15 protein-coding genes are annotated in these 15006 nt (G+C 59.2%); 14 read left to right on the top strand and 1 reads right to left on the bottom strand.

Going from position 1 to position 15006, the window contains the following annotated elements:
• Positions 1–4: 4 nt before the first annotated feature.
• The 11 genes from FFI94_RS31330 to FFI94_RS31280 all read left to right on the top strand — a co-directional run bounded on the left by FFI94_RS31330 (position 5) and on the right by FFI94_RS31280 (position 9925).
• The gene (locus tag FFI94_RS31330; RefSeq protein WP_260684542.1) at positions 5–658 is read left to right on the top strand and encodes an isochorismatase family protein; all 654 of its coding nucleotides are present in this window, start codon (positions 5–7) and stop codon (positions 656–658) included.
• A complete protein-coding gene (locus tag FFI94_RS31325; protein WP_138873820.1) occupies positions 655–1911 on the top strand; it encodes an NADH-ubiquinone oxidoreductase-F iron-sulfur binding region domain-containing protein in 1257 nt (418 codons plus the stop codon). The genes FFI94_RS31330 and FFI94_RS31325 overlap by 4 nt, the downstream gene beginning before the upstream one ends.
• Before the next feature lie 2 nt (positions 1912–1913).
• Entirely contained in the window at positions 1914–2108 is a 195-nt protein-coding gene (locus FFI94_RS31320; protein ID WP_138873819.1) for a ferredoxin, read from the top strand.
• Between the two features lie 42 nt (positions 2109–2150).
• Positions 2151–2936 (top strand): SDR family oxidoreductase, encoded by a 786-nt coding sequence (locus tag FFI94_RS31315; RefSeq protein ID WP_313905584.1) that lies wholly within the window; start codon positions 2151–2153, stop codon positions 2934–2936.
• Positions 2937–2986: 50 nt separating this feature from the next.
• A complete protein-coding gene (locus tag FFI94_RS31310) occupies positions 2987–4000 on the top strand; it encodes a hypothetical protein (RefSeq protein ID WP_138873817.1) in 1014 nt (337 codons plus the stop codon).
• Between the two features lie 5 nt (positions 4001–4005).
• Positions 4006–5139, top strand: a complete 1134-nt coding sequence (locus tag FFI94_RS31305; protein ID WP_138873816.1) for a protocatechuate 3,4-dioxygenase — start codon at positions 4006–4008, stop codon at positions 5137–5139.
• The gene (locus FFI94_RS31300) at positions 5136–6020 is read left to right on the top strand and encodes a carbon-nitrogen hydrolase family protein (RefSeq protein ID WP_138873815.1); all 885 of its coding nucleotides are present in this window, start codon (positions 5136–5138) and stop codon (positions 6018–6020) included. The genes FFI94_RS31305 and FFI94_RS31300 overlap by 4 nt, the downstream gene beginning before the upstream one ends.
• Entirely contained in the window at positions 6020–6274 is a 255-nt protein-coding gene (locus FFI94_RS31295) for a hypothetical protein (RefSeq protein WP_185993458.1), read from the top strand. Before FFI94_RS31300 ends, FFI94_RS31295 begins: the two co-directional genes overlap by 1 nt.
• A 2-nt stretch (positions 6275–6276) precedes the next feature.
• The gene (locus FFI94_RS31290) at positions 6277–7122 is read left to right on the top strand and encodes a GntR family transcriptional regulator (protein WP_138873814.1); all 846 of its coding nucleotides are present in this window, start codon (positions 6277–6279) and stop codon (positions 7120–7122) included.
• A 62-nt stretch (positions 7123–7184) separates the two neighbouring features.
• Entirely contained in the window at positions 7185–7934 is a 750-nt protein-coding gene (locus tag FFI94_RS31285; protein WP_138873813.1) for an aspartate/glutamate racemase family protein, read from the top strand.
• Between the two features lie 56 nt (positions 7935–7990).
• Positions 7991–9925, top strand: coding sequence for an NAD(P)/FAD-dependent oxidoreductase (locus tag FFI94_RS31280; protein WP_260684541.1), 1935 nt, complete (start codon positions 7991–7993; stop codon positions 9923–9925).
• Here the strand turns inward: FFI94_RS31280 and FFI94_RS31275 are convergent.
• Positions 9918–10760 (bottom strand): GntR family transcriptional regulator, encoded by an 843-nt coding sequence (locus FFI94_RS31275; RefSeq protein ID WP_138873811.1) that lies wholly within the window; start codon positions 10758–10760, stop codon positions 9918–9920. The two genes, FFI94_RS31280 and FFI94_RS31275, sit on opposite strands and share 8 nt — an antisense overlap.
• Before the next feature lie 487 nt (positions 10761–11247).
• Between FFI94_RS31275 and FFI94_RS31270 the strand changes: the two genes are divergently transcribed.
• The 3 genes from FFI94_RS31270 (at position 11248) to FFI94_RS31260 (ending at position 14872) form a co-directional block, all read left to right on the top strand.
• On the top strand, positions 11248–12678 hold the full coding sequence (locus tag FFI94_RS31270; protein ID WP_138873810.1) for a cytosine permease: 1431 nt from the start codon (positions 11248–11250) through the stop codon (positions 12676–12678).
• 95 nt (positions 12679–12773) lie between these two features.
• On the top strand, positions 12774–13574 hold the full coding sequence (locus tag FFI94_RS31265) for an SDR family NAD(P)-dependent oxidoreductase (RefSeq protein ID WP_138873809.1): 801 nt from the start codon (positions 12774–12776) through the stop codon (positions 13572–13574).
• Positions 13575–13672: 98 nt separating this feature from the next.
• The gene (locus tag FFI94_RS31260; RefSeq protein ID WP_138873808.1) at positions 13673–14872 is read left to right on the top strand and encodes an NADP-dependent malic enzyme; all 1200 of its coding nucleotides are present in this window, start codon (positions 13673–13675) and stop codon (positions 14870–14872) included.
• The last annotated feature ends 134 nt before the right edge of the window (positions 14873–15006 follow it).

Below are 15006 nucleotides of genomic sequence, written 5' to 3'. Positions count from 1 at the left end.
CGAGGTGTCGCAGACCGAATCCGAGTTGCGTGAGCGTTATCGACTTGGCGGTCTGCTGGGCAAGTTGACGCCGGGTAGCGCACCGGCTGTCGTGGTCGTAGACCTGCAGTACGGCTTTACCGATGCTCGATACGACCCCGGATTCGACCTCGACGACGTGGTCGCGTCCACGAAAAAACTGGTGGACGCGGCGAGGGAAAGCAATGTGCCGGTCTACTTCAGTACCATCTCCTTCCCCGAGGATGACGGAATCGGTGCTACCTGGCTTCGAAAGATGCCGGCGCTCAGCGGGTTACGTAAGGGGGAACGTGCTATCGAGATTGACCAACGCCTGGCAATGCGCGAGAACGAGACATTGGTTGTCAAGCAAACCGCCTCGGCTTTTGCGCACACGAGGCTCGCCGAAACCCTTGCCTCGGCGGGTACAGATACCGTGATCGTCACCGGTGCAACAACTTCAGGTTGCATCCGTGCGACAGTAGTTGATTCCTGCGCCGCAAACCTGACGACATTTGTTGTCCGTGAATGCGTTGGCGACAGGGAAGTTGGACCGCACAACGCGTCACTCCTCGACATCGACGCCAAATACGGCGATGTCATTTCACTCGAAACAGCAACAGACATAGTCCGAAAGTCCACAGTCAGGGGGTTGTCATGACACTCGCAACGGAATCGACACTGTACCGAGCGCCATCGGTAAATGCTCCGGCACGTGTGGTAGGTGGCACTCCGGCACGGCTCATTCTGCCCGAGGTGGCCACGGGGAAGTGGGGGTTGTCGAACGAAATCCGCCACGGATTCTTCGGTCCCGCTGTTGATTCGGCCGAATTCCTAGCGGAACTCGAGAAGTCCGGTCTCCGAGGGCGCGGCGGTGCCGGGTTTCCCGCGTATCTCAAATTTGCCGCGGTAGCACAAGCTGAGGGTGAGAGCGTCGTCGTCGCCAACGGACATGAAGGTGAGCCCGCTTCAGTTAAGGATCGGTGGCTTCTCACGCACCGCCCACATCTGGTGTTGGACGGACTACTGATCGCAGCCGAGGTGACGGGGTCGTCCGAGGCGATTGTGTATGTCTCCGACCCGGATGCCATTGGTGCTGTTAATCAGGCAATACGGGACATCACTGCTGCTGGACTTCTTCCAGATGGCGTGACACTTCGGACGCACCACGGAGAGAACACGTATGTTGCCGGTGAAGAATCTGCAGTGTGCCAGTCCATCAACGGATTTGTCGCCAAGCCCACAAGTAAGCCCCCCAGGCCCTTCCAATCCGGGGTGCGAGGGCTCCCGACATTGATCAGCAACGTCGAGACACTCGCGCACGTCGCGTGGATCAAGCGCTACGGCGCGGACGAGTTCGCCGCAGTTGGGTCCGGAACATCTGGGGGTACAGCACTATTCACTCTTACCGGGGCTGTTGCCGCGCCGGGGGTGTACGAGATGTCGCTCGGGTCCCCCATGTCGGAACTTTTGAGGGCAGGCAGTGCAACCGGAGATGTCGGCGGGCTGATGATCGGTGGCTGGTTCGGGGGCATACTCTCCGGCGGCCACAGTGATCTCATCTGTTGCTACGACGCCATCCGGGCAGCGGGAAGTGGCCTCGGCTGCGCGGCGGTCACTGTCCTCGGTGACAACGACGACCTTCTCGCGATCGCCGGCGAACTCAGTGCCTGGTTCCAGTCGGAGTCAGCGATGCAGTGTGGTGTGTGTGTCAGTGGTACGACCGCGATTTCTCGCACTTTTCGGCAGGTACTCAGCGGGGATACTTCGCCTGTCCACCATGAAAACCTGCTGCGGTGGGGGACGAGCTTGAGTGGGCGCGGTGCGTGCGCATTTATTGACGGCGCCGCGACTCTGGCCCGCACTGCCGGCGCGGAGCTGCTGCGCCGCAACAGGGAAGAGGAAGGGTCTTGATCATGCGCGTAGCGGTCGATTCCACTAAATGTGACGGGTATGGCACATGCTTCGACGTGTGTCCTTCGGTCTTCCAACAGGACGACTGGGGATACGCGTCGACGGCCAATTTCGGGACGGTGCCCACGGAAGACGAACAGAAGGCTCGCCGCGCGATCTCCCTGTGCGCGGAGAGCGCAATCCGAGAGATTTCGTAGACGGCGCAATACCGCCGGATCTGCTGTAACGCAAGAAAACAATTGAAGGAGCACAAGTTGTATTTGGGTCTCGAGAAAGGCGTTGCGTTAGTCACTGCAGGGTCGCGTGGGATCGGCCGAGCGATAGCTCATCGGCTCGCGACAGAAGGCATGACTGTTGTCGCGGCATCTCGTTCGGTGAGTGAACCCGAAATTGTCGGAGATGGTCGGATTGAGTCGTGGGCCCATGATCTCGGCGACAGCGACGCCACCGGTCAGCTCGTCCAGAAAGTGGTCGACGAGTTCGGCAGGCTGGACGTCGTGGTCCTGAATACACCTGGGCCTCGCATTCTTCCAGTTCTGGACACGAACTGGTCGGATTGGCAGCTCGCGCACGATCTGCTGCTGCGCCCGGTCGTTCAACTGGGTAATGCAGCCGGGGCGGTGATGCGTGGACAGGGTGAAGGGTCGATCATTTTGCTCTCGTCTACGTGGGTACGGCAACCGGCGCCCGGTGGTGTCTTGTCCGCGTCGTATCGTTCGGCCGCGTCGGCGTATGTCAAGGCACTCGCCTCGGAGCTGGCTCCTATCGGGGTTCGCGTGAATCAGGTGATGCCGGGTGCGACGGGAACCGATCGAATGCAGGGCATCCTCGAGATGAAATCGGCGAACAACGGCACAACTATTGAGGAAGAGGTCGCGAAGGTTGTCAAGGACGTCCCCCTCGGCCGTTGGGCAGAAGCCACCGAAATCGCCGACTCTGTCGCGTTTCTCGCTTCACCGCGGGCTTCTTTCATCACTGGTACTTCGCTTGTCATCGACGGTGGAGCGGTACGAGCAGCACACTGATTCGGGTCAAATCGTCCTTTCAGTAACACCATTAGTCAGGAGCGCATGCAATGTCGAAGACGTTGACCGAGAACTTTGTCGAACAATTCAAGCTATGCAAGGTCACGGCCGATGAGACGGTGGGCATCATCGCCGAGCTAGGCCAGAAGGACGAGTATGTGGCTGCGGCAGTTGCTGCTGCCCGGCAGCTCGGCGCGAGTGCACTTGTGCTGCACGCCTCCAGTTTGTCGAGTCCTATGCTTCCGCCCTATGCAGCGGACGGGCGTGAGGTCGCACCGTTACTCGCGGCAGCGGGTGAGTGCGATTTCGTTGTTGACGTCACTGTGGGTGGCCTCATCCATTCGGACGTGCGGACTCGTATCACGGGCAATGGTAAACGGATGCTGTTCGTTGCCGAGCCCGCCGACGTGCTCGAGCGACTGATGGGGGACGGCGATCTACGAGGACAGGTCGAGATCGGCGGAAATGCGCTGCGCAACGGCAGCAAGTTACACGTGACATCTACTGCAGGAACAGAACTCACGGCAGATATCGCGGGGGAAGACCTGCCGATCACGCATCAGTGGGGCTACGTGGACGAGCCCGGGCGCTGGGACCACTGGCCATCCGGGTTCGTGGCGTGTTTCCCGAACGATCGCACCGCGGAGGGACGGATCGTCCTCCAGCCCGGTGACGCGCTCATCCCGTGGCAACGCTATGTCCAGGACACCGTGACGATCGAGGTCGAGAAGGGCTTCATCAAGAGTGTGTCGGGCAAGGGCAGCGATGCGCACCTGCTCAATGACTATTTCGAGGCGTGGGACGACAGCGAAGTGTGGGCGCTGAGTCACATGGGGTGGGGTCTACTCGAGCGCGCCCGCTGGTCCGCGTTCGACGTCTACGACCCACGGACTCTCTACGGGCAGGAATTACGTTCCACCGCAGGAAACTTCATGTGGTCCACAGGTTCCAATCGTTTGGCCGATCGTGAGACCCCAGCCCACCTCGATATCCCGATGCGTGGCTGCACCGTGGAGATCGACGGTACCGCGGTCGTCCGCGACGGAACCCTAGTTGGGGAGTAGACACAATGGTCAAGAAAGCAATCGAACAGGCCATTCTCTCGATGGCCCGTGATTCGGAGCTGCTGGCGGCAGTGAAGCTTGATCCCTCGCGGGCACCGGAATTGCTGGGTGTGGACCAGGAATGGGCCGAGACCATCATCAGTGGTAACCGTGATCGGCTGCGAGCAGTCGGGCTCAACGACGGCTTGACGATACTGGTGAGCAGATGGTTCAACGACGACCTCGGCGACTCGACCAATCGTGGTGCCTTCATCGTGGACGAGACGATCCCGGTTCCGGTTCCGAGCCTCCCGGCCAATCTGGTGTTCGCTGGCGGCTGCTCACACGTCCCGGATCTGTTGGCCCGCCCGGACATCGATCCTGCGGACGCTGTGGAGCGTCTGCTTGTGGGTTACGCCAAGCTCAAGGACGACCTTGCGGCAGCCGACCCCGATGTCATCCTCGTATCTGCGGATTGTCATTTCCAGAGCTTCGATACCGGTCACTTCGTTCTCGGCACCGGGGAGAGCCATGTGGGTTCGATGGAATTCTTCAAGCGTCCCGATCTTGAACTGGCGCTGACTGGGCAACCGGACTTCGCGAAGGTTCTGGCCGACGCGGTGCGGGCGGCAGGCCAGGAAGTCGAGGAAGCGGAACGGGTCGAGCTCGATCACGGGCTGATCGTGCCGTTGCGATTGCTGCTCCCTCGTCCGGATCTCCCCGTAATCCCAGTCATCACGCAGCCGGCTCGGACATTCTCGCCGTTCAACGCTCGGCGATTCGGTGAAGCGATGAGGACTGCGATCGAGGCGTCGGGGCTGAAGGTGGCTTTCCTCGCTACGGGTGGGTTGTCACATTGGCTCGATCCCGGTCATTTCGGGGGAGTGGACGTGGAATTCGATACATACATTTTGAAACTCCTCGAGACCGGACGAGGTCTCGATCTCTGTTCCCTGGAACCGTACCCGCTTCTAGAACACGGCCAGTACGAAATCATGAATTGGATGATCATGCTCGGTGTCCTCGGGCCTGGTGTTCGTGGCGATGTGTACACCTACGAGCCGATGGAAGCGTCCGGAGGCGGTTGGACTGTTGTAAATATGGATCTTGCGCGCGCTGCGGCAGCGAAAGAGTTTGCCGTCGAGGGGAAGTCGTCATGACGGGGACCCGGATCCTGAGGGTCGGATTGACCCAGTGGCATGCGACGACCGATGTCGAGGTCAATCTCGCAACCGCGATCCGGTTGATCCGTGAGGCAACGGACAACGGTGCAACTCTGGTGGTCCTTCCGGAGAACGGACTCATGCTCGGGTCGAACGTGCAGATGCGTGAGGCTGCGTTGAGCGAGGATGCCGAGCCGATTGCCGCATTGCGCCGTGTGGCCCACGAACAGGACGTCGTGGTGATTCTCGGTGGGATGAAGAACCGCACGGAGGAGGGAGTCTTCAACTCTGCACTCGTCATCGACCGTGACGGGACACTTGCGGGACGCTACGACAAGATGCATCTCTTCGATGCCAATATCGACGGACAGTCCTTCGAGGCGTCGACGGTCGAGCGTCCGGGTTCCGGTCCGGTCCTGCTCGACATCGATGGGGTTCGCATCGGACTGACTATCTGTTACGACGTTCGATTCCCCGAGCTGTCCCGGGAACTCGCTGCCGCTGGCGCCGAAGTACTTTTGTTTCCATCGGCTTTTGTGCAGTCCACGGGTGCGGCGCACTGGCACGCGTTACTTCGCGCACGGGCAATCGAGAACCTTGCATTTGTTGTCGCCCCCGCCACGGTGCATTCCCCGAACGCCGAGTCCACCGATGCATTCGCAACTTACGGTCACGCACTTGCCGTCTCACCCTGGGGGGAGGTGCTCGCCGATCTGGGCTGCTCGCCTGCTGCGGTCACTGTCGTCGAGCTCGACCTGAGCGCCGTAGCAACAGCGCGAACCAAACTGCCCGTGCTCAAGGGGCGCCGAGCTGCCGAAGTATACGGATCGGGTCCGAAAGTCATTACGGCCGGAGCACGAACGAAGGAGCCGATCTGATGGATAATACGGTCCCGGAACATCTTCCGGCAGGTGTAGTCAGCGCCGACGACTGGAACGGCATCGGCAACGAGTTTGCCGGCGTGCATTTTCGTAAGGTGTTCTCCCGTAATGGGGAACGGCTCGAGTTGTATGTACCCAGGACGGGTTCCCGAATACTCATTGACGCTATGGCATTAGAAGTGCTTGCTGATCAGAAGCCCGAATTCTTCACACAGCTGATCGCGGAACGACTCGGATCGGCAGGCGACTGAGCATGAGCAGTAACGGGATTCGACGGGGAAATGCCGTTGACGATACGTACGCCACTATCAGGGATCGGATTATCGCGGGAGTCTATCGTCCGGGTCTCGGTCTGTCACAGGTTCAGCTTGCCGCCGAGTTGGAGGTTTCGAGGACACCGCTTCGAGAGGCGTTTCGACGGTTGGAGGCTGAGAATTTGGTGATCAACCAGGCCAATCGTGGTGTTGTCGTTGCGCCACTTGAACTCTCAGATGTGGAGGATTCGTATGCGGTCAGGTTGCTCGTAGAGCCGGCACTTATCTCGGCGATTCTCGGCGAGGTTACCGCTTCTGATATCGACGCGATGTCGGTGGCGCTCTCGAACATGCGTCGCCCCGGCATTTCGCCACGAGAATTCCAACTGTCTCATTGGGAGTACCACCGGGTGCTTCTCGGTCGATGCCCGGCGGGAATGCGCGAGATGATCGAATCGCATCTGACCCGTATCGATCGTCATCAGCGCCTCTACTTCTCGCACCCGGCGGCTGTCGAGGATGTCACGACGACGGATGGGATGTTTCTGGAAGCGGTCCGTGAACACGACGGTGGTCTCGCGAGGTACCTCCTCGAGTTTCATCTTCTCGATACTGCGTTGGGGCTGATCATGTCCGGCGATCCGGGCCACGTGTTCGGATCGTTGCCGGTCGCCCTTGCAGGTATGGCGATCCGGCTCAACAGCGTCGAGAGGTTGAGGGGCGGAGGCTTCGCAGAGATCACGTGGGATCGCGGACATGCCGAAACTATGCCGGCACTTCGTACCACCAATCTTGCATCCAGTTCAGATCCGCTTGTCCGGGCCGTTAGCTCACCATCGGTTTGATGTGCTCCAGCTGAGTCGAGTGGACAAGTCGCACCGCAAATTTCACGAAAGGTACAAACATAATGACTGACAGTTACCGCGTCGGAATGATCGTTCCCAGCTCGAATACCACCATGGAAACCGAGATCCCGGCAATGCTTCGGGCTAGAGAGGAAGTGCGTCCGGAGAGGTTCACCTTCCACTCGTCCCGCATGCGGATGCAGCATGTGACACCTGAACAGCTTGCATCGATGGATGCCGATTCGCTGCGCTGCGCGGCCGAACTCGCTGATGCCAGAGTCGATGTCATGGCGTACGCCTGCCTCGTCGCAATCATGTCACAAGGCCTCGGCTATCACTGTGAATCCGAACCGAAATTAGCGCGAATCGCGAAAGAAGAAAGCGGAGTGGATATTCCGGTACTCTCGTCGGCCGGAGCCCTGACTGAAGGTCTTGCACACCTAGGTGTGAAGAACATTGCAGTGGTCACACCGTACATGAAGCCGCTCACAGCAACGGTGTGTGAGTACATCGAGCACCAGGGATTCACAGTTGTGGATTCACTGAGTCTCGAAGTTGCGAACAACCTCGAAGTGGGGCGCTTGGATCCTCAGAATTTGATCGAGCATGCTAAGCGGGTCGACACATCCGGTGCCGATGCTCTGGTGATCAGCGCCTGTGTACAGATGCCCTCGTTGCCGGTACTCGATATTCTGCAGCAGCAGTTCGACATACCGGTGGTGTCCGCTGCCGCAGCGACCACCTGGAGGCTTCTCAACAGTCTCGGACTTGATCCGGTAATCCCGCGCGCGGGCGCACTGCTCGCGCCCTGAGAACGCAACGATCCCGCCCGCTCTCTGTTCTAGGCGCTGACCCACTAGGAGTTCCTGTGAGTTTTGAAGCTCTGTTCAACCCTGGCCGCATTGGTACCGTTGACGTTTCGAATAGAATCGTGAAATCCCCGCAGAGTACCGCGACTGCGAATTCGGACGGCACGGTCAGTCAAAGGACCATCGATCATTACCGACGCCTTGGGGAGGGCGGCGTCGGGTTGGTGATGGTCGAATACAGCTATATCGATGACGATGCCAGCAAGGCGATTCACAATCAGGTCGGTGTGAGCAGGCGAGAACACGTATCCGGATTGGGATCGCTTGCAGACGAGGTTCATTCAACCGGAGCGAAGGTGGGCCTGCAGATCGCGCATGGCGGCCGGCAGAAGTTCCTCGGCACTGCGCCGATAAAGTCCGCATCGAATTCGTCGTGGGATGAAGTCGAGGCCCAGTACGGCGTTGTTCCGACTCCCATGACGATCGAGGAAATAGACGGCGTTGTTCTGGCTTTCGGTGAGGCGGCGGCACGCGCCTTCGCCTCTCGCTTCGATCTGGTCGAAGTGCACGCGGGTCACGGCTATCTCATTACCAATTTCCTTTCACCACATACCAACTCGAGAACTGATGAGTACGGCGGTAGCTTCGAGAACCGATCCAGGCTGCTTATTCGAGTTGTCGATTCGATCCGCGCGGCGGTGCCGCGCGAATTCCCGCTGAGCGTCCGGGTTTCGGTGACGGACTATGAGGACGATGGGTTTCCGATCGAGGAGATCGTAGCGTTGTGCAGGCTCCTGGAGGCGCACGGAGTGGATGTAATCCATGCGTCCGGGGGTCATCACGCAGGGATGGAGTGGGAGGTGAGCCCGTGGTATCAGGTTCGTGCGCCGCACCGGTGGGGATGGGAGATGATCAAAAAAGCCGTGTTCATCCCCGTCATCGCCTCGGGGTCGTTGGTGACGCCGGACATTGCCGCGGAGATTGTGCAATCGGGTTCCGCTGACTTTGTCTCGCTGGGGCGAGCCATGTTGGCGGATCCGGACTGGGCACGAAAGACGAGGGAAGGTAGAACTCTCGAGATAACCCCGTGTATCCGCTGCAATGACGGTTGCCTACACAGGGGATTGAACACTGGCCGGAGCACCGGATGCAGTGTCAACCCGAGCGTCACGCAAGAAGGGCGTTATCCGGTCACCACATCCGCAGATCCAAAGAAGGTTGCTGTCGTCGGTGGGGGCCCTGCCGGTCTGCGTAGCGCCGCACTGCTGCGGGATCGAGGCCACGAAGTAATACTTTTCGAACCGAGAGAACTAGGTGGCCTCCTGGGTCATGCTTCAGGATCATCTGTCAAACAGGATCTTTCGGCGCTTGTGAAGCACTTGGTTCACGAGGTGGTGCGACGTGACGTCACCGTGTTGCCGGTCGCGGCGGACGTGGACAAATTAACTGATGGCGGGTTCGACACCATTATTCTCGCCACGGGCGCTCCCCTTCGAGAAGCTGACTTTCCGATCGATACCGGGATCGTCGTGGTCAAGGCGAGTGATGTGCGCGCTGCAACACCCCTCGCCGGCAAAATCGTCGTGATCGGTGGCGGCTTGCAGGGATGCGAAGTGTCGCTGCGCATTGCCGAACTGCCGGGAACATCTGTGACTTTGCTCGAGCAAGGGCCATCACTGATGCGAGGAGGCGAAGTGTTCACCGATACCGAGCGTCTTCCGCTGTTTCTCGATGCAGCAGGAGTGAATACTAGACTGGGATCACGAGTGACGGCGGTAACTGCCAACGGTGTCCTGGTTGAGTGCGGCGGGGGTGACGAACTGATAGATGCCGACGTCGTAGTCCTAGCCCTCGGTCGAGTTTCCGGGGACAAAGATTTTGGGGAAACCCTTCGAGGGAGGGGGTTTGACGTTCACGTGGTTGGGTCGGCGGTGTCGCCGGGAAGGGTATTCGACGCAGTACACAGCGCATTCTTCGTTTCGCGCCTTATCTGACTTTCTTTCGACTCGGTTGTGGTGCGTAGGTGAGGATGAGGTTCGATGTCATTCGAGCCGGAAGGACTGGGTCGGAGTCGATCCAATAGATCTTCGCGGGTCGATTGATTCTTCCGAGTGCGTCGTGCTCGATGACGATCTCGCGACCGCGTAGAGCAATCAGCAGCGAATCGAACTCGTGATCGGGATCGGCATCGAGTACGAGTCCGATGGCAGCGTCAGTGAGATGGAACTCCATGATGCGCCTGGCCGACACCGCATTGCGAGCGATGATGGCCTCGAGAAGATCCTGGTCGAGGTCGATGAAATCGTCCGGAGTTCGCTGGTGTGAGAGATAAACGCTTTGGTGGCGGTAGATCATGGTGTGCAGTGATCTGGTGAGTTCACTGAACGAGGAGGGATATCTGGTGAGTGCGACGTCGTGGAATCTCTGGTGGGCCTGTTGAAAGTGGCGACTGTGCCCGCGATGGTTTCTCATTTCATCGAGTGCCGTACGCATCGTTTTGATGTCGTCGTCCGTGAGGCTCTCGATGATCGCCGCGATGGTTGGCGGTTCGACCAGAATGCGCAGGGCGTAGTTCTGCTCGGTCTCCGAATTGACGATCGGTGCCACGTGCATGCCGCGGTTGGCATGAGCCACGAGTAGTCCGTCCGCTTCGAGGCGTTGTAACGCCTCGCGGAGCGGGGTTCGGCTGACCTTGAATTCGGCTGCCAGTTGCTCCTGGGACATCCGCTGACCCGGCGTCAGTGCACCTGTAATGATGCGTTCGCGTAGCGTGCTGCACAGTTCGTCGACCGTGGTTCCGGAGCGGGTGCGCGAAGTATTGGCTGTCATCGGTAATCCCTCATGTGTTATCCGGAGTCGACCTTCTGCATACATTTTGCCTGTTGCCTGGAACAAAACGGGAAACATCAGCGGTGGGGCGCGTGTTGAGTGCATTTCGGACGACGCAGTCGAGGGTTGGTACCAGCGAATCTGACTGTTACATCCGAAATCTTCTTTTTGCATGACGCTCCTTCTACCTTGCTATACATTGTATTCACTTTTGCGCACACTTTTGCCCAGCGGCAAGACTGTCCAGCGGCGCCCGAGTGACAGGCACGCCGAATGCGGCGCTGCTTCGTGAGTTTTTCAGGTTGGTTTCGAATTCGTGAACTAGTAGCGGGCGGGATTGATGTCGTCGGATGTTCCTCGCTATTTGATTGGCGCACTGTCTATTTCGAAGAAATTTCCTGCGGTATTAGGTCTTCCATTTTCGTGAAATAACTCTAGACTTCCAGTAAATGTATCCACTTCTGTACACACTTTAGGAGGTAGTGCAATGCCCTCAATCCCGACACCACATGCCGGCAGGTCCGAAGCAGACGACGCAAACTTCAGTGCGTCGCCGGTTCCGAGCAGTGTCCGCCTGGGGCGCTGGCAGGTGACCATGTCGTATTGGTCTCTGCTGTCAGCCATGGTCTGGCTGTTCTACGGCGCGCTGGCCGCCAGTCTGTACGGAACCAGGAACGCGATTATGGCGATCATCTTGTCGGCAGTGGTCTACTCGGTGATCAATATTTTCACGACACGACTCGGTATACGACTCGGCCTCAACAGCACATTGTTGACAAAGACGATCTTCGGGAAATGGGGATCGGCGCTGACCGCGCTCCTTCTGGCAGCCACCACGTTGTACTACGCAGTCTTCGAATCGAGCACGCTCGCCACGGCATTCCATCTCTACTTCGGTGCCGGCGACATCCGTATCTGGTACGCCGTGGTCGTCTTGGCAATGATGCCGCTGATGTTGGGCAGTGTTCAGTCGTGGATGGGCAAGCTGAACGGAATTCTGTTGCCGTTCTATGTGATCGGGCTGGCGGCGGCAGTTATCGCTGCGTATGTGAAGTTCGGGGGAGACTCCGCGTGGCTGGATTCGGCCGGGATTGTGCCGGACGTGGCACGATCCCTTCCCGGATGGTTGTTGAGCATGATTCTCTACCTCGGTCTCTTCGTAAACATGCCGGCCACGATTGACTTTGCACGCTTCGCCAAGATCGAGGACGAAAAATTTCACGAGCGTGTGACATTCGGCTGGGTGTTCTACATCGGGCTCTTCGTCGTCAACGGAATTGCCGGAATCTATCTCGTTCAGTCGGTGCTCCCCAACGAGCCGGCGTCGGAAGTCGGTGTGGTTCAAGCCATTCTTGCCAGTATCGGATTCTTCGGATTGCTCTTCATCGTTGTGTCACAAACCCGCGTCAACAGCGTCAACTACTACCTGTCCACCACCAACCTCGAACGAATTCTCAGTACCTTCTCGTCGATCCGCCTCGCACGCATATTCTGGGTATCAGCGGTATCGGTGGTTGTCTTCCTGCTGATGTTGACCAACGTCTTTCACTATTTGCAGACGGCTCTGAACTGGCAGGGTGTTCTGGTCGTGGGCTGGGTGGGCGTTGTCCTCACGCATTTCGCGTTGAACGTACGCGATCGCCGTTTCGGACCTGTCATCGACGATGCGCAGCTACCTACCGTCGGCATCGGGTTGTTCGCCTGGATCGTGCCGTCACTGATCGGAATTTACCTTCTCGAAAGCGACAGCGTGCCTGCGCTGTTGAACCAGTCGGCGCAGCTGATTGTTCTGGTTCTGGCAGTGGTGTCGTATGTGGTGGCCCATTTCCTCACTCGCAGGGACCGCTCCGGCGCCGATGGTGGCCCCGTCGGGCGTGAGGTATCGGGAGACGGGTTGTCGACGGCACCGCAGATGTGATGGTGCGTCTGAGTTTGACAGGACTGCAACGTATCTGGTGACGTTGGAGGATTCCGACGTCACCACATTGCACGGATTGAACATAGGAGTTCGGAATGGGTGTTTTGGACGGGCAGGTTGTTGTCTTCACCGGAGCGGGTGCGGGTATCGGCCGATCGGTGGTGACGCGTTACCTCGCAGAAGGGGCGTGTGTCGTTGCCGTCGATATTTCCGAGTCCGTGACGGAGTTGCGCGCTGAATTCGGTGAAACGGTCATACCTGTGGTCGCCGATGTCGCGACGTGGGAGGGCAATGTCGCTGCAGCCAAGGTGGCATTCGACACGTGGGGCCGGATCGATCTCTTCGTCGGCAATGCCGGTATTACCGACAATGCCCGACCTTTGGAAGAAATTTCGGGTGCCCATTTGGCGAATGCGTTCCATGAACTGTTCGGCGTCAATGTACTGGCCCCGATGTTGGGGGTGCGGGCATGCCTGGACGCACTCATCGAATCGAAAGGTGGTGTCATCCTTACCGGTTCGTTCGCGAGTACAAACGCAGCAGGTGGCGGTGCGCTCTACACGGCATCAAAACATGCGATACACGGACTTGTCCGCCAACTTGCCTACGAACTTGCGCCGGACGTACGGGTCAACGGGGTAGCGCCCGGTGTCGCTCCAACACGTCTACGTGGAACCGAATCACTCGGTCAAGAAATGGCAGACTCAGTCCTCGAAGGCACCGTGAACATGCTGCCCACTCAGGAAATTGCCCCGGTCAGTGCGTATGACGGGTTGTTCACCATGCTTGCTTCGCGTACCGATTCGGTTGCTATGACGGGAACCATGGTGACGGCAGACAGTGGGCTGTCCATTCGTGGAATAGCTAGGCCCGGGGGGCGTGTCGGTCATCGGTAGTGCTCTGCAAGAACACTTTCGGTGATGGACGTCGTGCCTAACGTTGTCGTCGACTGCACATAGTTTCGCCAGCTGTCAAACATTCAGGAGTGCTACCCGTGTCCGTCCTACCCGATTCAATTCGAATTTCGCAGTCCACTGCGGAGCTCACGTCCGAAGAAATCTTTGCCGCTCACGTCGGTGGCAAACTGTCGGTCGAGACCACCACGCCGCTCGATACGCAGCGCGCTCTGTCGATCGCGTACACGCCGGGTGTGGCTCAGGTGAGCCGCGCCATCGCAGCTGACGAGACCCTTGCCGATCGCTACACGTGGACCAACCGACTGGTTGTCGTCGTCAGTGACGGCACGGCGGTTCTCGGTCTGGGCGATATCGGACCCCGCGCATCGTTGCCCGTCATGGAGGGCAAGTCCGCTCTGTTCAAGAGCTTTGCCGGACTGAACTCCATCCCGCTGGTGCTCGACACCACCGATCCCGACGCGATCGTCGAGACCCTGATCCGTCTGCGTCCGAGCTTCGGCGCGGTCAACCTCGAGGACATCTCGGCGCCGCGTTGCTTCGAGATCGAAAAGCGGGTCATCGAGGCACTTGACTGCCCCGTCATGCACGATGATCAGCACGGCACCGCGATTGTGGTTCTCGCTGCGCTCAAGGGCGCCGTGAAGGTGCAGAGCCGCGACATCACCACGCTCAAGGTTGTCATCTCCGGTGCGGGTGCAGCGGGTGTCGCGTGTGCGAACATTCTGCTCGCCGCCGGTATCAGCGATGTCGTCGTGCTCGACTCGAAGGGCATCATCTCCAGCGAGCGCAGCGACCTCAACGAGATCAAGGTAAAGCTGGCGTCGCGCACCAACCCGCGCAGTGTCCACGGCGGTGCCGTCGAGGCTTTGGCCGGAGCGGACGTCTTCCTCGGTGTCTCGGCGGGCAAGATCCCCGAGGAGCTCATCGCGTCGATGGCTCCCGAGTCGATCGTGTTTGCGCTCTCGAACCCGGATCCGGAGATTCACCCGGAGACGGCGTCGAAGTACGCGGCGATCGTGGCTACGGGCCGCAGTGACTTCCCGAACCAGATCAACAATGTGCTTGCCTTCCCCGGTGTGTTCAAGGGCGCGCTCGACGCCGGTGCCCGTCGCATCACCGAAGGTATGAAGCTCGCTGCCGCCGAGGCGATCCTGTCGGTGGTCGGCGACGAGTTGGCCGTGGACAAGATTGTTCCGAGCCCACTCGACCCTCGCGTGGCGACCGCAGTTGCGGAAGCAGTCGCGGCCGCAGCGCACGCTGAGGGCGTGACCGAATAAGGAGTTTCGGGACTGCATCGCCAGCTAGCATTGTTCGGGGAGAACGCCGAGGATTTGGTCGCTGATTCCTTGCCAGGAGCAGGCGCGTTACTTGGCACCGCCGCAGTGTCTGTTCGGCGGCGTTGACGTTGGTG

The sequence above is a fragment of the Rhodococcus sp. KBS0724 genome (assembly GCF_005938745.2).
In the GTDB taxonomy this organism is placed as follows: domain Bacteria; phylum Actinomycetota; class Actinomycetes; order Mycobacteriales; family Mycobacteriaceae; genus Rhodococcus_F.
Note: the sequence above shows the minus strand (reverse complement) of the source record. Positions and strands in the feature narration are given on the sequence as shown.